The organism is Microcoleus sp. EPA2 (genome assembly GCA_020882975.1).
Classification (GTDB): Bacteria; Cyanobacteriota; Cyanobacteriia; order Cyanobacteriales; family Microcoleaceae; genus Microcoleus.
In genome coordinates, this window is record JAHRFD010000014.1 from 81,168 (window position 1) to 101,527 (window position 20,360).

The window sequence follows — 20,360 nt, forward strand, 5'->3', positions numbered from 1 at the left end:
GGTGAGGTGAGCGTGTAATGGGTAATGGGTAATGAGGCACTTGTGCTGAGCATAGTCGAAGTATCGATAGTGTAAGTCCTGATAATTTCATTGTTGTGCGTGCTAATCTATAACCATAGTACGCAAACATTAAATCAAATGAAAGCGCTCAAATCAAACTTAGTTATTCTAGGCAGTGTCGGATTGTTGTTTGTAGGAGCTTGCAGTAAAGGCGACGAAGCCAGCGCTCCCAATAGCAGCCAAACACCCTCTCCTGTAGCCTCTGCACCTGCGTCTTCAGCTCCCAAGGCTGCTCCTGCGGGTAGTGCGACAACAAACCATCCTCAAGTATCTAAAGGGGGTCAAGTTGTCGAGTCTGGAGCCTACCACTTAGAACTTTTAACTCAAAAAGAAGCTACCGGAACTCACTTAGATCTTTATTTGCAAAAAGGTGATAACCACGAACCAATTCCCAATGCAAAAGTGTCAGCTCAAGTGCAATTACCAAATGGAAAACAGCAAACTCTAACCCTAAAATACGATCCTGATGGCAAACATTATGCTGTTGTTTTTCCCGGCAAAAATCCAGGCAGTTATCCACTCAAGGTGACGGCGGATGTTAACGGAAAAAAAGTAGACGCTCGTTTTACTTTTAATCAATAGACATCTCCCATAATTACTGTGTAACAGGCTCTCCAGCCTGTTTTTTACAATATTTTTGTGTAAATTAGAATTATGAGAGTTTTGCTAGTTGAAGATGAGCCTGATTTAGGGAAGGCGATCGATCGCACTTTGAAGCAGGAAAGATATATAGTGGACTGGGCCCAGGATGGCCAAGAAGCTTGGGGTTATCTGGAAAATCAGTGCATGGAATATACCCTGGCTATTTTTGACTGGTTGCTCCCAGGATTGTCAGGATTAGAACTGCTGCGTAGATTGCGTGGGAAAAATAGCGCTCTGCCAGTATTAATGCTCACAGCAAAAGACCGGATGGAAGATAAAGTAGCGGGACTAGATGCCGGGGCTGACGATTATTTAGTTAAACCCTTTGGGATGGCGGAACTGTTAGCAAGATTGCGGGCTTTGCAAAGGCGATCGCCCCAAATTCAGCCCCAACAATTAGAAGTAGGGAATCTCATTTTAGACTGCGGAAATCGCACAGTTTTTCGGCAGGATTCCAGGGGCAAAAATCAGACAGTTTTCTTGACAAACAAAGAATTTCAACTACTAGAATACTTCATGAAACATCCCAACCAAATTGTGGCCACAGAACAAATTCGGAATCAGCTATGGGAGGTTAGTGCAGATACTTTTAGCAATGTGGTAGCGGCTCAAGTGCGCTTGCTGCGGCGCAAACTGGAATTAGCAGGCTGCGCAAACTTAATTGAAACTGTACATGGTGTTGGCTACCGGATGAGAAATTAAATTAAGGCGGGCAAGATGCCCACCCCACAATAAAATTTAATGATTAAACCGCAGAGGGCGCAGAGAACGCAGATTGAGAGAAGAGAGAGATGAATAATTCCGATGCTAATGGATTTGCTATCATTAGATAAAACCGTTTCTCTCTTTTCTCCTCCTCTGCGTTCTCTGCGTTCTCTGCGGTAAAAAAAATCTCATGCCCAAGCAATTACCAATTACTAAAAAATGATAAAACGTGAATCAAAATAAATTATTTAACCGAACCCGATCGCAATTAGCCATTTCCTATGCCGCTGTAATGGGTTTGATTTTAAGCTTGTTGGGATTTGGCGTATACAAGGCGATCGCCCACGCTCATTGGGTAGCCATAGATCGCGAATTAGAATCCGTAGCCGGGACGCTGCACGACAGTCTAGAACTCAAATTGCAGCATCCAGGACGCTTGGAACCCATCGTAAATGAACTTTTGCCTAACCTCCGCGTAATTGGAATTAACGGCATTAAACAACCAATTCGCCCTCGGCATATTTTAAGCGCTATCAACCAAGGCTATTACTATATTCGTTTATTTGATGCTTCCGGGAAATTGATTGCTACAGCCGGGGCAGTTCCTGATGAATTACCCCCAGAATTTAATTCTAAATATTGGCAAACCGTGACTGATAGGCAAGGCAATCTCTATCATCAAGTTTCGGTATTTTTACATACAAAAGACCAGGAAGATTGGGGCTATTTTCAATTGGGTCGCAGTCTGCAAGACTTCAATGATTATCTCACTACAGTGAAATTGGTTTTAAAATTAGGATTACCGACAGCATTAATGTTGGTGGGTTTTTCTAGTTGGTGGCTGGCAGGATTGGCGATGAAACCAATTTACTCTTCCTACCGACAAATTCAACAGTTTACAGCGGATGCTGCCCACGAATTACGCACGCCTTTAGCTGCTTCTCAGGCGACAGTTGAATCGGCGCTGTTGATGCCTCAATTGGATGAAAAAGAGGCGCGGGAAATTTTGCGGACGATCGATCGCCAAAACCGACGATTGACTCAGTTAGTTGCCGATTTGTTGTTGTTGGCTCGCATGGATAATCAACCGATACCTCCTCGCCCTCAATGGTGTTGTTTAAATGACTTGGTGAACGATTTGGTGGAGGAATTAGCCGCCATGGCGATCGCTAGCGGGGTAGCCCTAACATCGGAATTGCGCGTACAGCAGCAATTAAATGTTGTCGGCGATTCCGACCAACTTTATCGCCTGGTTGCTAATTTAATTGTGAATGGGATTCAATACACTCCGGCTGGGGGAAAAGTAACAGTTATTGTAGATTGCAGTCACACTGAGGCGATAATTCAGGTGCAGGATACCGGGATTGGGATTGGGACGACTGAACAAGGGCGAATTTTCGATCGCTTCTACCGAGTAAATAGCGATCGATCGCGCCATACCGGCGGTTCGGGATTGGGATTGGCGATCGCCCAAACCATAGCCCGCGCCCATCGCGGTAGCCTCACCGCCCGCAGCGAATTGGGGCGCGGTACCACTTTTCTGCTGCGGCTGCCCCTGTAAGCTATGATGTGGGGGAAACCGAATCATTTTTTTGTGGTAATCCCTTTGGCAAAAGGTAGCGCGATCGCCCAAAATCATTAAATAGTCATTAGTCAGTTGACAGTTGACAGTTGACAGTTGACAGTTGACAGTTGACTCCGAAAGCAGTTGTTATTTGTTACTTGTTGTTTGTTATTTGTTGGACATAGCAACTAATAACTAATGACTAATAACTAATGACTAAAGACCAATGACTACTGACTCCTAACAATTACCTAGGGTAAAATTATGACAGTTTTAGAACAGGGAACAATCTCAATCCATACCGAAAATATTTTCCCGATTATCAAGAAGTCGCTATACACTGACCATGAAGTCTTCTTGCGGGAACTAATTTCTAACGGCGTAGATGCAATTGCTAAACTCAAAATGGTTTCCCGTTCCGGCGAATACAGCGGCGACATTGGCGAACCAGAAATCACCATTGCGATCGACAAAGAAAACAAAACACTCTCGATCACCGACAACGGCATCGGCATGACAGCCGATGAAGTTAGAAAATACATTAACCAAGTCGCTTTTTCCAGCGCTGAAGAATTTATTCAAAAATATCAAGGCAGTGGCGACGACGCCATTATCGGTCACTTCGGACTCGGTTTCTACTCTTCTTTCATGGTCGCTCAAAAAGTAGATATCGAAACCCTTTCTTACCAAGAAGGGGCCCAAGCCGTACACTGGTCCTGCGACGGTTCACCCGCTTTTGAACTATCAGAATCTACCCGCACCCAACGCGGCACTACAATTACCCTCACTCTCCAAGAAGAAGAACAAGAATATCTAGAACCAAGCCGCATTAAGCAGTTAATCAAAACTTACTGCGATTTCATGCCAGTTCCCATCAAATTTGAGGGAGAAGAACTCAACAAACACAAGGCTATTTGGCGGGAATCAGCCAGCAATTTACAAAAAGAAGACTACTTAGAACTATACCGCCACCTTTATCCGTTCCAAGAAGAGCCGCTGCTGTGGGTACACCTGAATACCGATTATCCTTTTATTGTCAACGGCATTCTTTATTTTCCCAAACTGCGCCCTGATGTCGATGTCACCCAAGGCAACATTAAGCTCTTCTGCAATCAGGTTTTTGTCAGCGAACATTGCGAAGAAATTATTCCGAAATTCTTGATGCCACTGCGGGGAGTCATTGACAGTACCGACATTCCGCTGAACGTGTCTCGCAGTTCGCTGCAAAGCAATCGCACGGTGCGGAGAATAGCTGATTATATCGCCAAAAAAGTGGGCGATCGCCTCAAGGAACTTTACCGGGACGATCGCAACGAGTACATCCGTTGCTGGCAAGATATCGGCACTTTTGTCAAGTTCGGAGCACTCAACGATGACAAGTTCAAAAAGCAAATTGAAGATATCTTAATCTATCGCAGCACCTACGAACCAACAGCCGTCAAGCCAGAAAGCGAGACACCAGAAGTGCAAGTGCAAGCCGAGGAAGGAGATTTGTGGCAAGATGTGACTCCCAAGTCCGAAACTTCCGGTTCAACCCAGCCTTACACCACCCTGAAAGAGTATTTAGAACGCAATCAAAAACGTCACGAAAATCGTGTATTTTACTGTACAGAGCCGGCATCACAAGCAACTTACGTTGCACTGCACAAAAGCCAAGGTTTAGAAGTGTTGTTCATGGATTCTTTCATTGACACCCACTTCATTAGTTTCCTCGAACGAGAATATTCCGATGTCAAATTCTCGCGAGTGGATTCCGACTTAGATGATACGCTAATTGACAAAGAAAAAGAAGCGGAAATTGTCGATCCGACTACCAATAAAACTCGCAGCGAACAAGTTAAAGAATTGTTCCAAAAAGCTCTGAATAAGCCAAAAGTGAATATCCGCACAGAAGCTTTAAAGTCAGACGCTGCGGAGGCGACACCCCCTGCGATCGTCCTGTTACCCGAAGCTTTGCGCCGGATGCGCGACATGACGGCTCTATTGCAGCAGCAAGCGGCCGAATTCCCCGAAGAGCACGTTTTGCTGGTGAATACAGCCCACCCGTTGATTCAAAATCTGGCTAATTTGAGTCAAGGTTCGATTATTCAAGGCGGTGGCGAGTCTCCCTCGGCCCAATTGGCGAGCATGATTTGTCACCACGTTTACGACTTGGCCCTGATGGCTCAGAAGGGTTTTGATGCTGAGGGGATGAAGGAGTTTGTGGAGCGATCGAATCAAGTATTGACAAAATTGACCGAACGTGCACTCTAATTAACCCCCCAACCCTCCCTTGCTAAAGTGGGGAACCAGAGGAAGGAGCAAGAATTTATTTCCACTGAAAAAGGGATAAATCAAGGCTTCTTCCTTCTTCCTTCTTCCTTCTTCCTTCGGCTATAATGAAAGGCTGCACGCAAAAAACACTAATCTGGAGGGCAATATGTCACGGAAATGTCAGCTAACGGGGAAGAAAGCGAATAATGGTTTTGCAGTTTCTCACTCACACCACCGCACTCACAAGTTGCAAGAAGCAAATTTACAGTGGAAGCGGGTTTGGTGGCCACAGGAGAAACGCTGGGTGAAACTTCACCTTTCCACAAAGGCCATTAAAACCTTGCAACACAAGGGTTTGGAAATTATGGCGAAGGAAGCTGGAATTAACCTCTACAAAATGTAAGACTAAGAAAGGACTAAAGTCCTTACTACAAACCTGTTGTTTAGGTTGGTAGTAAGGACTTTAGTGCTTAATACTGATTTCTACTTTTTAATAAATAAGTATCCATCACACCTTTACCTTTAACTTCGATTGCACGACGAATTTCAAATATATACTTTTCCTGCAATTGATGATAGGTTGTGGATGTCACCTGAATGGACCCCGGTAAGCCGTGGGATTCCATGCGGGAAGCGGTATTAACAGTGTCTCCCCACAAATCATAGATGAATTTTTTAATCCCAATCACTCCCGCCACCACCGGACCTGTGTTGATGCCGATTCTGATGCTAAAAAGTTGATTGTGCTGCTTACTAAATTCGGTAATTGCCTGTTGCATATCTATGGCCATTTTGGCGATTCGTTCTGCATGATCTAAGCAAGGAATTGGCAGTCCTCCTACTACCATGTAAGCATCACCAATGGTCTTAATTTTTTCCAAACCATGTCTTTCAGCTAGGTGATCGAAGGTGGAAAAAATTTCATTTAACAAGGAAACTAATTCCGTTGGAGAAACTCTCGCACTGAGTTGGGTAAAACCTACGATGTCGGCAAATAAAACAGTAACCTCAGCAAAAGTATCGGCGATGGTACTGTCTCCTTGCTTTAAACGCTCGGCTATTTGTTCTGGTAAAATATTCAATAACAACCGTTCTGATTGTTCCTGTTGCACTCGCAGTGCACTTAAAGTATCATTCAGAGCATTAGTCCGTTCTTTCACTCTAAATTCTAACTCTTCATTCAGCTTGTAAAGCTCCATTTCTGCCCGCCTGCGGTCCGTGATATCCGTACCGATTGCCAGCATTCCTGCGAACTTTCCGGCCTCGTCAAACAGCGGTTTATTTGCCCAGGATACCCAAACGCGATCGCCACTGCGCCGGATACTTTCATTTTCATTGCGCGTGTACTTTTCGGGATTTTGTAAAATATCTCTTAATTTTACTGTCAAGTCGTTTCCTATGGTATCTGTAGGGGGGATAATTGTTCCTACTGCATTTTTACCTAGTATTTCTTCTTCTTCATAACCAAAAAAATCCTGGGCAAATTCGTTAAAAAAGGTAATATTTCCTACCCGGTCTAATTTTAAAATAATACTATTAGCATTTTCCACTAATTCCCGATACTTAATTTCGCTTTGTCGCAGTGCATTTTCCGCTGAAGCACGTTCCGCTACAGTTGCGGCCAACAGCAGAGAGGTAATCACAATTACGCTCATAAAAGCCTGCAAAAATAAGATTGCTTGATTGATAGTTTGTGCTTTAGCAATAAAAGGACCAGCACCCTGAGAACCCCCCCAAATCGCGATGCTGGATACTAGGAAAGATGAGACGACAGCACCCCGTTGACCGAATTGAATTGTCGCCCAAATTACTAAGGGAAATGGCAAGTATTCCAGGGGATACCCGGAAAAGGTAGGGGTTGCTTTGGAACTATATACTACCCAACTGACTGCGATTAATGACATCAGGCCTATTCCTGCCCAGATGCGATTGATGCTGCTAATTTCGCGATCGGCTCTTGCTGGTTTTTGGTATAAAATCAACAACAGGGGAGCAAAAATCAAAACTCCTAACGTATCTCCCAGATACCAATTCCACCTAATTTCCCAATATTCTCTCCAGTCAACTAGACCAGTTAAACATAAGCGTATTGTCCCCAGAGTGCAGTTGATTTGAGTAGCAACTACAGCACCACAAAAAATTAAATTGACAACATCTATCAGCCGCTCCAGTGACTGGCGAAACTTTAATTTATTTAGTAAAAAAAAGGCGCACAAAGCTTGCAAACAAGCACAACAAGCAGAGACTAATGACAGGATTAAGGAGACATTCATGTCGATTTTTTCAAAAAAGAAAACCCCTAACGCTACTCCTGGCAAAAAGCGCCACCCAAACAATAAAAGTGCAGCTTGCGCAATTCCTGCGGGGGGCCAGACGCAGGTAGCTAATTTATTGATACCGGGAATAGAAACTGCCAGTTTTGCTCCTAAAATATAAACAAGGGCAATGGCAGCTACTTTGCCTAAATATTGCCAATTTATAGATTGAATAAATCGACTCAACTGACTATTGTTTGGGTTCATACTTAGTTGGATAATTTAAATTAATTCATTTGATGCCATTGATTAAATAAGTGTTCATCTTACCTTTGCCTTTCACTTCAATTATCCCTCGACTTTCTAATAAATACTTTTCTTGCAATATATCATAAGTTGCAGGTGTCACCTGAATACGTCCTGGCAACCCATGGGATTCCATGCGGGAAGCGGTATTAACAGTGTCTCCCCACAAATCATAAATGAATTTTTTGATACCAATGACTCCGGCGACAACGGGGCCACTGTTGATGCCAATTCTGATGCTGAAATTTTGGCTGTGGCTATGGCTGAATTGGGCAATTGCTTGCTGCATATCGAGGGCCATTTGGGCGATCGCCTCCGCATGATCGCTACGGGGCATTGGCAGTCCTCCCACTACCATATAAGCGTCACCAATGGTCTTAATTTTTTCCAAACCATGCTTTTCTGCTAGCTGATCGAAGGTAGAAAAAATCTCATTCAGCAACGAAACTAATTCCGTGGGAGAAATTTGGGAGCTAATTTGGGTAAAACCGACGATATCTGCAAATAAAACAGTAACATCAGTATATGTCTCGGCAATGATACTTTGGTCTTGTTTGAGCCTTTCGGCGATCGGCTGGGGCAGAATATTTAGCAACAGGCGATCGGATTTTTCTTGTTCTAAACGTAGGGCTGCTTCAGCTTGTTTGCGAGTGGTGATATCTTGAACAGTGCCTTCGTAATAGAGTAAATTTCCATAGCTATCGCAAACCGTATAAGTATTTTCAGAAATCCAAATAATGCTGCCATCTCGGCGGTAAATCTGAGATTCAAAATCTGATACTTTGCCTTGTTTTTCTATTAAACGGATAACTTCGGCGTGGCGATCGGGGTCAACATAAAGTTGTTGGCTAACATTAGTTAATGTACCAACTAATTCGGAGTGGGAACTGTTACCATAAATCCGAAGCAAAGCAGGATTAGCGCTGAGATATTCCCCATCTGGGGTAGTTTGAAAAATGCCGACGATCGCATTTTCAAAGATACTGCGATATTTTTCTTCCGCTTGTCGCAGTGCTTCTTCTGCTCGCTGGCGTTGTCGCGCTTCCACCGCAAAAGTCACGGAATCTGCTAAAGAAACAGCAAAACTTTGTTCTTCAATAGTCCAATAGCGCGTGTTTCCTACCTGTTCCAAACAGACAACTCCGGCGGTTTTTCCATCTATTTGAATCGGCGTATCTAGCATAGAAGTGATGCCGAAAGGAATCAAGTAAGAGTCGGTAAACTCTCTAGTTCTAAAATCATGACGCGCATCAACCGCAGCAATAGCCCGTTCTTCTCCCAGTGCTTGAAAATAGGCTGGATAGTATGCTTCCGCTAGTTCTAAACCCTCTGAATGGGAATTAGTTTTTTTATCGAATAGATCCAGACATTGAATTTTTGAGCGTTTTTCATCGTAGAGCCATATGCTGGAACGAGCAACTTCTAAAGTATTGCTAGCAGTTTCTGTAATCTTTCGTAGTGCTGTTTTAAAATCGCCATGGTTCAGGGCTTTATTTTTAGCCAATTCTATTAATGCCGACTTATGTTTCTGGAGCTGTATTTCGCTTTGTTGTAGAGCTATTGTGCGTTCTTTAACTCTGAGTTCTAACTCTTCATTCAGCTTATGTAGTGCTATTTCTGCTCGCCTTCTTTTACTAATATCCGTGCCGATGCAGAGAATTCCTACCAGTTTTCCCCCCTCATCAACCAGGGGTTTGTTTGCCCAAGCTACCCACACTCGTTCCCCGTTGCGCCGGATATTTTCATTTTCGTAACTGGTAAAGCGATCGGGATTTTCCAAAAGCTCTTGATAAATTAATTCTAAATTATTGCCTTGCATATCTATGTGAGGCAGAATTGTGCCTAGTGCATTTTTGCCGAGAATTTCTTCTACTTGATAACCAAAGAATTTTTCGGCAAACTCGTTAAAAAAAGTAATTTTTCCCTCACAGTCCAATTTCAAAATAATGCTGTTGGCATTTTCCACCAATTCTCGATATTTTATTTCGCTCTCTCGCAGAGATTTTTCGGCTGAGGCTCGTTCCGCTACTGTCGCTGCCAATAACAGCGAAGTAATCGTAACTACTGCCATAAAAGCTTGCAAAAATAAGATAGCCTGACTGATATTTGTCGCTTTAGTAATAAAAGGGCCTCCGCCTTGGGAACTCCCCCAAATAGAAATACTAGATACTATAAATGATGCCAAAACAGTACCGCGTTGACGGAATTGGATAGCACCCCAAATCACTAAAGGAAAAGGCAAGTATTCAATAGGATATCTCGAAATAAACACCTCATTTTTAAAGCCAAATACTAACCAAGTAACTCCGCTCAAGACAATCAACCATATCCCCTGATTAATTAAATACTTAGGATTCATCTTTAATTGTCTTTTCAGGGAATCAACTGCTGCTGCTGATAAAGGAGATAGTAGAATCAGTGGAGTTAAAATTAAAACGCCCATGGTGTCTCCCAGCCACCAATTCCAACGAACGTCCCAAAATTGTTTTCCATCTATTTTACCTGCTAAATATAGAGACAGAGAACCCAGCGTGCAACTAATTTGAGTAGCAATCATGCCTCCAAATAACACTAGGTTAACGACATCTTTGAGACGATCTAAAGAACGACGAAAACCAAATCGTTGCAACAAAGTTACGGCAACAACAGCTTGCAAAATAGCTCCTATGTTTCCTCCCAACCAAACCAGGAATATTTTTTCTGCTGGATTAACCAAATTCAGCAAATATACACCTAAAATGATGGCTGGCCAGACTCTGATCCCAAATAATAAGAGTCCAGCTTGTGCAATTCCTGCGGGCGGCCATACGGAGGCTGCAAAGGGACTAACACCTTGAATAGAGTATGCCAGTCTAGCCCCCACGGCGTAAGTAACAGCAACTAAAGCTACTTGAAGTAAGTATCGTCCAACTCCAGATTGAAGGAATCGCAGAAACTGATTTAAGTTCAGGTTCATATCGAGATTTAATTTTGAGTAGGTTGATATTTTTTTAAATCATAATAAGATAAAAAAACATCCTTTGTAGTGAGGACTTTAGTCCTATCCATGCTAACAGGAAACAACTGAAGTCCTTACTACTAACCTTAGCCCCGATGAAAATATCGTTTGTAGTGAGGACTATAGTCCTGTCCATCCTAACACGAACGGACTGAAGTCTTGACTACGAACCTTAGCCCTGATGAAAATATCGTTTGTAGTGAGGACTTTATTGCTTTAATTTTTCACAGTAAAGGAAAGGAATGAAGTCCTTACTACAAACCTTAAATTCCCGGAAAATATTTCATTGAATAGCTTCCTTAATCCATTGTTTTAAGGTTGAGTTTACTTCTTCAATGATAATTTCTTGGGATTTGTGAGTCGATCTTTCAACTACTTCAACTTTACCAGACTTGAGGGAACGACCGGGAACAATCCGATAGGGAATGCCAATTAAATCCGCATCTTTGAATTTAACTCCTGCACGTTCATCGCGGTCATCTAACAGAGTTTCAATGCCAGATTGATTGAGTTCTGCGTAGAGTTTTTCGGCGACTTCCATTTGTTGAGTGTCGGAAATATTGGGGATGCTGATGATAACGTGATAGGGGGCGATCGCCACTGGCCAAATTATCCCGTCTTTGTCGTAGGATTGTTCTACGGCAGATTGAGCTAACCGCGACACACCAACGCCGTAACAACCCATAACTAAGGGCATTTCTTCGCCTTGTTCGTTGGTGTAGGTAGCGCCCATTGCTTGAGAATATTTGGTCCCTAATTGAAAGATGTGGCCGACTTCGATGCCTCTGGCGGTTTGCAGTGTTTGTTCGGGATTGTGCACAGCCCGATCGCCTTTTTTGGCCTTCCTGACATCTACTGCTAAATTCGGTAGGTCAAATTCTTTGCCCCAATTTGCTCCCACAACGTGGTATCCTGATTCGTTCGAGCCAGTGACAAAGTTTGTCAAGTCAACTGCGGTGCGATCGACTAAACGCAAAAACTTGGGAGATACCCCCCCTTGCCCCCCCTTACCAAGGGGGGGATTTGAGTCTTGTTGCCCCCCCTTACCAAGGGGGGAATTTGAGTCTTGTTGCCCCCCCTTACCAAGGGGGGGATTTGAGTCTTGTTGCCCCCCCTTACCAAGGGGGGAATTTGAGTCTTGTTGCCCCCCGTTACCAAGGGGGGGATTTGAGTCTTGTTGCCCCCCCTTACCAAGGGGGGGATTTGAGTCTTGTTGCCCCCCCTTACCAAGGGGGGGTTGGGGGGGGTTCGAGGCAATGTAATCATCAGCAACATCGGGAGCCATATAACCAAGAGGCAAAGATTTAGCGGCCCATTTTTGCTGAGCTTCCGCATCTGGAACAGTCAAAAATAGGATAGTTTTTGCTTGATAATTTCCCGCTAATTTGGTTAATTCATTCAGCAATTTTACCTGATTAACATCTTGGTCTCCACGAAGGCTGACCAGTACCAATACAGTCATACCGCTGTCATAAACTGCCTCATAAAGTACATTTTTGACAACTTGAGTAGGAGAACACTTGAGAAACTTACAGAGTTTTTCAATGGTTTCAGTTCCCGGTGTTTCCCGCTTTTCAAAAGTTGTAAAAGACGAGGGTTCCGCATCAGCAGGTATAGACACAGCCTTTTCTAAATTAGCAGCATACTGACCATCTTCGGTGTAGAGAACTTCATCTTCCCCAGCTTCCGCCAACACCATAAACTCTTGGGAACCAGAGCCTCCAATGGCTCCAGAATCAGCATCTACTGCTCGGAATTGCAAGCCCGATCGCCGTAGCATATTGCTGTAAGCTTGAGCCATATCCTGATAAGTTTTTTTCAGGCTTTCTTCGCTAGTGTGGAAAGAATAGCCATCCTTCATAATAAATTCACGACCGCGCATCAAGCCAAAACGCGGGCGAATTTCATCACGAAATTTAGTTTGAATTTGATACAGATGTGTAGGCAATTGCCGATAAGAACGAATCATATCCTTAGCAACTGTAGTAATTACTTCTTCGTGAGTTGGACCCAATCCCAATTCTGTATCGCGACGGTCTGTGAGAGCAAACATGATACCTTCAGCTTGAGTATAGGTATCCCAGCGCCCCGATTCCCGCCACAAATCGGCCGGTTGGAGTTGTGGTAAGAGGCATTCTTGAGCGCCTGTAGCGTCCATTTCTTCCCGCACAATTTGGGAGACTTTTTTGAGTACACGCCACATCAAAGGCAGATAAGCGTAAATCCCGCTACCGATGCGGCGGATGTATCCCGCACGGAGTAATAGTTTGTGGCTGGGAATTTCTGCTTCTGCTGGGTCTTCCCGGAGGGTGACAAAAAGCATTTGAGAGAGTCGCATCGGTGATTTCCTTTAATGACTGAATGATTTTAATCTCACATTAACTTCTGATATTATCAGAGGTAAGGCAGATTTGATTAGACCTTTCCCATAATTATTGTGGAACCAGGGTACTACCTGTTCTCGAAAGTCTTTTTAGGAGATGTCTCTTAGATATTTAGCAGATATATATTAGATATATGAATAATTATTTGCCAAACTATCAATAGTAATCCTCCGTCCCACCCTACTGATTATACAGATCCAACGCTCCCCATTACTAGGTAATTTTCACCATCATCATCAAACAAAATCATAAGTTGATAGCGCACTCTACGATATTTACTGTAGGCTGTGGCGTAGTTTACTAATATTTATAATTGGTGGCGATCGCCTTCGGCATTGGATTTGCTGCTTTTAAACGAACTCTGCTTACTAAATTATTTTAAAACTAATTTCAGACTTTAGATGGATTAATTTATAAACCCAAGTTGCCATGATAAATGTATAGAACCATCGCCCTAAAAAACGATAATTTTGGATTGCTGAGTTACTAAGCATCTCTACTGATGTATGGCCTAAACGGGAAACTGCTACTGAGCAGTAACTAACTCATGATTCAAAAAATTTGAAAGTGGCAACAACCATCTAAAGATGGCAATATCCCCTTGCAAATATGGGGGATAGATTTCACTATGCCTAATTAGGCTGAAAATTTAGGAGGTAAATTATGTTAGAAAATGTACCATTAGACCACCCAGATATCGGAGGGCTAATGTTTTTAAGCCCACAATTCTTTGTAGCATTAATCGCCGGAGTCATTATGGCTTTTGGCTTCCAGTTTTTGTTAACCAACTTTTCGATTGCAGCCAAAATATCTAATTGGGATGAGGCTTTACCCGATGACGATGACGAGTCAGAAAGTTTAGGCACGAAATTTCGTAAAACAGAAAGTCTAGTAGGCGGTTGGATTTTAGTAACAGTCAACATAGCCTTATTTTTGGCTTGTTTTCTCGCAGTCAAACTAACTTCTATTGCTAGCGTAGATGGAGCGGCAATTATTGGTGTTGTTATCTGGGCTGCCTACTTTTTAACTCTGGTTTGGCTGGGTTCTAGCGCCGTCGGTTCCTTGATTGGTTCCTTGATGAAAACAGCATTTTCCGGCGTTCAAGGTGTCATGGGTACTGCCGGTGCAGCCATGAGCGGGAAGATGGCTAGCGACCAAATGGTAAATACTGTAGAGGCATCTGTAGCCGCTGTCCGCCGCGAATTGAGTTCGGCGGTAGACCCGGATAGCATTCGCGAAACGGTACAAGATTATGTTGGTTCTTTGCAGCTACCGAAGCTAGATGTCAAAGAAATTCGCGGTCAATTTGAAAAGTTGCTGGGCGATGCGGATATCAAATCTTTGGCGGGAAGCGATGTTCTGAAAAATGTTAACCGCCAGACTTTTGTAGATTTAGTTAGCAGTCGCACTGATTTTTCCAAAGATGAAATAAATCAAGTAGCAGACCAACTTGAAGGCGTGTGGAAGCAAGCATTCGGTCAGCAACAACAGCCACAAGACCCGAAGTTAGAGTTGGTTAACTTTCTTAAGTCGGCGGCACCGGATTTGCTGAAGTCTGATGAACTGAATGCCAAATTATCTCAAGTTTTGGCAACTACAGAAAACAAATCTGAGTCTAGCAATGGCATGAACCGAGCGATGCAGTTGGGTGTGGAAGCTCTAGTCGGAACTTTGCTGTCGCGGACGGATTTGTCGGATGTAGATGTGGAAAAAATTTCGGGTAAGTTACAGGAATTCACCGCTAAAGGAACGGAAAAAGCTAAATCTTTGGGGTCTAAGGTGGCGGATAAATTCCCTGCATTTTCTTTCCATACGGTTAAAGCTGATGTGGAGAATTATTTGCTAAATTCTCAGCCTTGGCATTTAAACAGAGAGACTATTAAGCAGGAATTTAGGGATGTTATTTACGACCCCGATGCTGCTCCTGGTGCTATTTTACACCAATTAGAAGTGTTGAATCCAGAGTATTTTGTCGGGATTCTCGGTCGCCGAGAAGGCTTTACTGAGGAACAGACAAAGGAAATTGCTGAACAGCTTGAAAGTGTCCGCCAGGAAGTGCTGGAAATTGTGCAACCTGCTGCTTCTGAGGAACAGTCTCAAGATTTGCGGAGTCGGATTGAAGATTATTTGCGATCGACTGGTAAGGAAGAATTGAATCCTGAAGGTATCGAGAAGGATTTTCAAGCGCTTTTGGAAGACCGGGATGCTGGTTTTGAGGCTTTGCGCGATCGCCTATCGCAATTCGATCGCGATACTTTGGTACAGTTGCTAGGTCAGCGGGAAGATTTCAGCCCGGAAGAAGCCGACCAATTAATCGGTCGCCTCGAAAGTTCGCGCGATCGAGTGATTTCTCAAGCTCAGGAATTGCAAGAGCAAGCGAAATCGAAAGCGCAAGAATTGCGCCAAAAGGTAGAAGAATACCTCCGCAATACTAACAAGGAAGAACTCAATCCTGAAGGTATCGAGCGCGAGTTTCAAACTTTGTTTGAAGACCCGCAAGCAGGCTTTAAGGCACTGAGGGAACGCTTATCTCAATTCGATCGCGATACCCTGGTGCAGTTGCTGTCACAGCGCCAAGACCTCAGCGAAGAACAGGTAAATCAGGCGATCGACCGGATTGAATCTGTGCGCGATAACATGATCAACGCGCCACAAATAGTTGCAGATAAAGCTAAGCAGCAGTACGAAGAAGTTACTGCTAAGATTGGCGAGTACCTGCGGAATACTAACTTGGAAGAACTCGATCCAGAAGGTATCAAGCAAGATTTGACCAAACTGTTTGAGAATCCGAAAGAGGGTGCTTTGGCTTTGCGGGAAAGACTTTCTCAGGTCGATCGCGAAACTTTGGTGAAGTTGCTTTCACAACGGGAAGATTTGAGCGAAGAACAAATAAATCGGACGATCGATCGCGTCCAGGATTCGCTCCGCAGCATTGTTAAATCTCCACGCCGCTTGGCATCTCGCGCTCAAGCAACGGTGCGGGATTTCCAAGGGAATTTGGAAAATTACTTGCGGAATACTAACAAGGAAGAACTCAATCCTGAAAGTATTAAACGGGATTTACAATTGTTGTTTAGCGAACCCGGAATGGGGATGCAGAATTTGGGCGATCGCCTCCAGCATTTCGATCGTTCGACTCTGGTAGCCTTGCTGTCACAGCGGGAGGATATTTCGGAAGAAGAAGCTAACAAAATTGCCGACCAAATTGAAACCGTTCGCAACCAATTTGTCGAACAAGTTCAAATGGTTCAGGACAAATTTCAATCAGCACTAGACGGTATTTTCGGGAAAATTCGGGATTATCTCAATTCCCTGGAGCGCCCAGAACTTAATTATGAAGGTATCAAGCGCGATTTCCGCAAAGTATTTGACGATCCCCAGGCAGGATTTGAGGCGATTAAGGAACGTGTAAGTCAGTTCGATCGGGAAACTTTAGTTGCTGTAATTAGCTCTCGTCCCGATATTTCCGAAGCTAATGCTAACAAGATTATCGACCAGATTGAAGGAGCACGGGACACGGTTCTGTCGCGCTCAGAACGCCTGCAAGAGTCCGCGAAAAAACGCATCAAACAACTTAAGGAGAAGGCTAAACACCAAGCAGAAGAAGCGCGGGAAGCTGCTGCAAGTGCTGCTTGGTGGTTGTTCGGTACGGCTCTCACTTCTGTAGCTGTTTCGGCTTTAGCAGGTGCGATCGCCGTCGGCGGCATTTCAGGTTTGCTTAGCTAAAGTTTAAAAGAGTTTGATCTACAATTCTCCTGATTATAGGCTAGCCAAAAGCTAGCCTTTTTTTGGACAGCCGATGCGTCAGCTTTAGATCCCAGCCTTCTTCAAAAAGTCTGGGCTTTATTTGTTGAGGTCCGATCGATCTACTAAACAATCTTAATCAGTCGCAGGTACAACAATGTTGTCCAATCCGCCTCATTCTTTGGTGGCAATTTTTTCAGTTTTGGGCTAATTTACTGCCATAAATTACGTTGGGGATCATCTCTGTCTTAAGCAAGATTCTAGGTGGAGTGTTTATTCGCTAACTTTTATTAAGAACTAAAAACAGTTTTCCAAATTAATCAGAGAACTGAGCAATAAATTACCTTTTGGAGGCTCGAATGACATTTACCACCACCAGCGCTTACGACCAAGGAAAAGCAGACATCAAGACCTTGAGTGTAGACGACCAATTAGGTTTACTGTGGTTTGTTTACACAGAAATGGGCAAATCTATTACCCCTGCTGCTCCCGGTGCTGCTGGTTCCGAAATCGCTCAGGGTTTGTTCGATCGCGTCAAGGAATTGCCCCACGAAGAACAACTGCAAGTGATGCGCGATATTGCTTCAAAAGCGAATACTGAGATTAGTCGCATTTATGGCTCCCTTAGTCCAGAAACTAAGCTGGCTTTTTGGTATTTCTTAGCAGTCGGAATGGACGAAGGAACTATTATTCCCGTACCTCCCGACTATCAGTTACCAGAAGCAGGAAAAGCTTTATTAGGCAAGATTGAAACCATGGATTTTCAGCAGCAAATTGATTTTCTGCGCGGTACTGTTTTAGAAATGGGTGCAGAAGCTGCTCCGGGCGCTGGCATTTAAAAAAATTAGCAATTTTTACATAATTTGTGCTCTCAGAACCCCTAATTATTTAATAATTAGGGGTTCTGAGTTTGATTTTGATTTTAGCAGTTGCTTAGTTAATAGCTGAACTCAACTGCTCTGTTGCCGACAACTTCCGGCCCATTTGCGATTAAATGTAGCTCTTCGCAGGCAACAGTTAGCAAAGGCTGACCTAAGTTGAACCGGGCAAAAGGGCTCTCTGGAGGTATTTCTAATTCGCCTCGAATCAATCCGGTGCGACATTGAAACTGTCCTTGAAAAAATAGCAAATTATTGCTGTTGGCACTGAAAACATTGCCACTCAAAGACAGCGGTAACGCCCAACCTTGTTGACTGTAACTGAGACTGCAAAGTTGACAGTTTCCTTGACGCACAGTGATGCGGTATCCCAGGGATGATGCTGGGATCGAATCGCTGCCTTCCCAACTAAATTGAGCTATTTCTTTAGGTAGTGCCCAAATCTCGCGCCCGCCTGCTACAGAGTTAGGATTGTCTACGTAAATGTGGGAAATCCAAGCGCCCCATTTGCCACCATAATTAACTATCCCACTAACTATAATTAATTCGTTATATTCCATTACGGAACCTAACCCATAGGAGGATATATAAATGCCACCCAGGGTTTTGCCGGGAAACACAGAGATGATTTCTAACTCCGAAGGAACCAGGGGGCGCACGAGTTCAACATCTACTAATTGTAAAGTGGCGATCGCGTACCCTTGCAACTTCCAAGGTGCAGGTGGATATATCATTTTAAATGCTTTTAAACTTCAGATTTTATATTTATTTTAGCTTAGGGTCTAATCAGAAATTAGATGAATATCTAAATTCTGTAGGAACGGGTTTCACCAACAATACATGGCTATAACTAAAGATTAAAACAAACCCGCCCCCACCAAGCAGTAAATCATCATGTAAATTCTTTGAATTAGTGGTGTGGGGGCAGGTTGATTGAAGGTGGGAATTAGATATTTTTCGTAAAACCCGCCCCTAATATCCGCGTTAATCTGCGGTTAAAAACCTCACAATCTACTTAGTAGCGTAACCAGTATTTACCAAAAACTCGCGCAACTTGCCAAAAAACTCAGTGCGATCGCGCCCTTGATACACTCTTTCCAATAACAGCCAACTTTCCACCTGCTGTCCCAGTACATACTGGTTCGCCATATAAGCAGCGAAAACCCCTTTAGCCTCCTTATTTTCACTTAAACGCTTGTTAGATTCCAACCAAAGTTCACAGGAGTTGGTATAGACTTCCACCGGATACTGCTTAGTTACATCCTGCATTTTACCTTGACGGTATTGCCAAATTTGCAGTGGTAGCCGCGAATCAGCATAACTTGTAAAAGCCTCGGCAAATCGCCCGTCTAGACTTTTGAACTCTGGGATATCATTTTTGCCAAAATCGACAATTTCATAGCTCACATTGCCCCAGAAATGCTTGATATGAGTGTATTTTTTGGTCGCCGAGTCGTAGCGATAAATAAACGAATAATTGCAGCAGTTAGAGCCGCTCTTGGTGGAGACCAACTCTGCCAACACTTCCGGTTCCTTGTCCCCATCAAAATCCCTGACTCGCAGCGATAAAAACCGCCCTTCAGAAACTTCTTCGCTGGTTTTTTGGTCCGGGTTGTCTACTAGGGAACGAGTCGGAATTAGCACAGGTTCGTCTAATAAAGTTTGACCATCACGGATAATTTTAATTCGCATATTTTTAGCGTTTTCCGCTTCTTTCACAAAGGAAAATTCCGCCCGAACTTTCTCAAATTCCGAGGTTTCTGTGGTTCTAGGCGGCCCCACATTCGGCGGAACTTGGGCGACATATTGGGAGGGAACTAAGGCTGTTTGTCCTGGTTTCGCAATTGCTTGACACAGGAAAGTTGCTACTTCGGCGCGAGTTGCGTTGCGAGTTGGTTCTAGTTGTTTGACAGCGGGATAATTGACCACCAGTTGTTTTTCGGCAGCGGCGGCGATCGCATTTCTTACCGGTTCTGGAATTTCCCGCACATCCTCAAAAGTTGCATCCAAAATTTCAGCCGCAGGTCCAGTGGGTGTATATTTCAATCCGCTGGTTAAAGCCACTAAAACTTGCCACCTAGAAATATTCAAAGTTGGGTTAAAAATACTGCCACTGTAACCAGACATAAAGCCTGTTTGATAAGCTTCTCGAATAGCTTGAAAAGCCCAATAATTCGTGGGAATATCTACAAAACTAATGGGATTACGGACAGTTTTTGCATCAGGAAAAGCCTTGCGAAGCATCGCCGCAAATTCAGCGCGACTGACAGGGCGATTTGGTCGAAAAGTGCCGTCTTCGTAGTAGCCGGTAATTATTTTTTTATCGGCTAAATCTTCGATACAAGCTTGAGCCCAATGGTCTTTCACATCCTTGAATTTAGCTTGAGCAAATGCCGGACTTAGATTTGTGCCCGGAAGCAACAAATTTCCCAGGATTATTCCCAAAGCTACCAGCAAAGCAATGAATGCTTGACTTTTGTGCGATCGAACCATACAGCATCCTCCTTTGTCACCACATTTGCGATCGAAACTTACGCAAGGTTTACATAGTATTAGGTATTCTACCCTGAT

At 43.7% G+C, this 20,360-nt stretch carries 12 protein-coding genes; 7 read left to right on the top strand and 5 right to left on the bottom strand.

Annotated elements, in window-relative coordinates; translation table 11 throughout:
• Positions 1 to 138: 138 nt before the first annotated feature.
• From AAFP14_RS14490 to rpmB, 5 genes are all read left to right on the top strand, one after another.
• Positions 139 to 642, top strand: coding sequence for a hypothetical protein (locus AAFP14_RS14490; RefSeq protein ID WP_341732953.1), 504 nt, complete (start codon positions 139 to 141; stop codon positions 640 to 642).
• Between the two features lie 72 nt (positions 643 to 714).
• Positions 715 to 1,404, top strand: a complete 690-nt coding sequence (gene rppA, locus AAFP14_RS14495; RefSeq protein ID WP_341732954.1) for a two-component system response regulator RppA — start codon at positions 715 to 717, stop codon at positions 1,402 to 1,404.
• A gap of 232 nt (positions 1,405 to 1,636) precedes the next feature.
• Positions 1,637 to 2,968, top strand: coding sequence for a two-component system sensor histidine kinase RppB (gene rppB, locus AAFP14_RS14500; RefSeq protein WP_341732955.1), 1,332 nt, complete (start codon positions 1,637 to 1,639; stop codon positions 2,966 to 2,968).
• A 267-nt stretch (positions 2,969 to 3,235) separates the two neighbouring features.
• Positions 3,236 to 5,224, top strand: coding sequence for a molecular chaperone HtpG (gene htpG, locus AAFP14_RS14505; protein ID WP_341732956.1), 1,989 nt, complete (start codon positions 3,236 to 3,238; stop codon positions 5,222 to 5,224).
• Positions 5,225 to 5,390: 166 nt separating this feature from the next.
• Entirely contained in the window at positions 5,391 to 5,627 is a 237-nt protein-coding gene (gene rpmB, locus AAFP14_RS14510) for a 50S ribosomal protein L28 (RefSeq protein WP_341732957.1), read from the top strand.
• A gap of 67 nt (positions 5,628 to 5,694) precedes the next feature.
• On the opposite strand, the gene AAFP14_RS14515 is transcribed toward rpmB, so the two are convergent.
• The 3 genes from AAFP14_RS14515 to proS all read right to left on the bottom strand — a co-directional run bounded on the left by AAFP14_RS14515 (position 5,695) and on the right by proS (position 13,121).
• Entirely contained in the window at positions 5,695 to 7,746 is a 2,052-nt protein-coding gene (locus AAFP14_RS14515; protein ID WP_341732958.1) for an adenylate/guanylate cyclase domain-containing protein, read from the bottom strand.
• A 25-nt stretch (positions 7,747 to 7,771) separates the two neighbouring features.
• Entirely contained in the window at positions 7,772 to 10,741 is a 2,970-nt protein-coding gene (locus AAFP14_RS14520) for an adenylate/guanylate cyclase domain-containing protein (RefSeq protein ID WP_341732959.1), read from the bottom strand.
• Between the two features lie 325 nt (positions 10,742 to 11,066).
• Positions 11,067 to 13,121, bottom strand: a complete 2,055-nt coding sequence (gene proS / locus AAFP14_RS14525; protein ID WP_341732960.1) for a proline--tRNA ligase — start codon at positions 13,119 to 13,121, stop codon at positions 11,067 to 11,069.
• A 709-nt stretch (positions 13,122 to 13,830) separates the two neighbouring features.
• Between proS and AAFP14_RS14530 the strand changes: the two genes are divergently transcribed.
• Entirely contained in the window at positions 13,831 to 16,893 is a 3,063-nt protein-coding gene (locus tag AAFP14_RS14530; RefSeq protein ID WP_341732961.1) for an MFS transporter, read from the top strand.
• Positions 16,894 to 17,270: 377 nt separating this feature from the next.
• Complete coding sequence (locus AAFP14_RS14535) at positions 17,271 to 17,750, top strand: orange carotenoid protein N-terminal domain-containing protein (RefSeq protein WP_341732962.1); 480 nt, start codon at positions 17,271 to 17,273, stop codon at positions 17,748 to 17,750.
• A 98-nt stretch (positions 17,751 to 17,848) separates the two neighbouring features.
• On the opposite strand, the gene AAFP14_RS14540 is transcribed toward AAFP14_RS14535, so the two are convergent.
• Both AAFP14_RS14540 and AAFP14_RS14545 read right to left on the bottom strand, forming a co-directional pair.
• Positions 17,849 to 18,523, bottom strand: coding sequence for an acetoacetate decarboxylase family protein (locus AAFP14_RS14540; protein ID WP_341732963.1), 675 nt, complete (start codon positions 18,521 to 18,523; stop codon positions 17,849 to 17,851).
• Positions 18,524 to 18,800: 277 nt separating this feature from the next.
• On the bottom strand, positions 18,801 to 20,282 hold the full coding sequence (locus AAFP14_RS14545; protein WP_341732964.1) for an S-layer homology domain-containing protein: 1,482 nt from the start codon (positions 20,280 to 20,282) through the stop codon (positions 18,801 to 18,803).
• Positions 20,283 to 20,360: the final 78 nt, after the last annotated feature.

What these genes read in the sequence shown, in the direction of transcription:
- htpG (WP_341732956.1), top strand. Translation starts at nt 3,236, where the DNA reads ATGACAGTTTTAGAACAGGGAACAATCTCAATCCATACCGAAAATATT.
- AAFP14_RS14515 (WP_341732958.1), bottom strand. Translation starts at nt 7,746, where the DNA reads ATGAACCCAAACAATAGTCAGTTGAGTCGATTTATTCAATCTATAAAT.
- proS (WP_341732960.1), bottom strand. Translation starts at nt 13,121, where the DNA reads ATGCGACTCTCTCAAATGCTTTTTGTCACCCTCCGGGAAGACCCAGCA.
- AAFP14_RS14535 (WP_341732962.1), top strand. Translation starts at nt 17,271, where the DNA reads ATGACATTTACCACCACCAGCGCTTACGACCAAGGAAAAGCAGACATC.
- AAFP14_RS14520 (WP_341732959.1), bottom strand. Translation starts at nt 10,741, where the DNA reads ATGAACCTGAACTTAAATCAGTTTCTGCGATTCCTTCAATCTGGAGTT.
- rppA (WP_341732954.1), top strand. Translation starts at nt 715, where the DNA reads ATGAGAGTTTTGCTAGTTGAAGATGAGCCTGATTTAGGGAAGGCGATC.
- AAFP14_RS14490 (WP_341732953.1), top strand. Translation starts at nt 139, where the DNA reads ATGAAAGCGCTCAAATCAAACTTAGTTATTCTAGGCAGTGTCGGATTG.
- AAFP14_RS14540 (WP_341732963.1), bottom strand. Translation starts at nt 18,523, where the DNA reads ATGATATATCCACCTGCACCTTGGAAGTTGCAAGGGTACGCGATCGCC.
- AAFP14_RS14530 (WP_341732961.1), top strand. Translation starts at nt 13,831, where the DNA reads ATGTTAGAAAATGTACCATTAGACCACCCAGATATCGGAGGGCTAATG.
- AAFP14_RS14545 (WP_341732964.1), bottom strand. Translation starts at nt 20,282, where the DNA reads ATGGTTCGATCGCACAAAAGTCAAGCATTCATTGCTTTGCTGGTAGCT.
- rpmB (WP_341732957.1), top strand. Translation starts at nt 5,391, where the DNA reads ATGTCACGGAAATGTCAGCTAACGGGGAAGAAAGCGAATAATGGTTTT.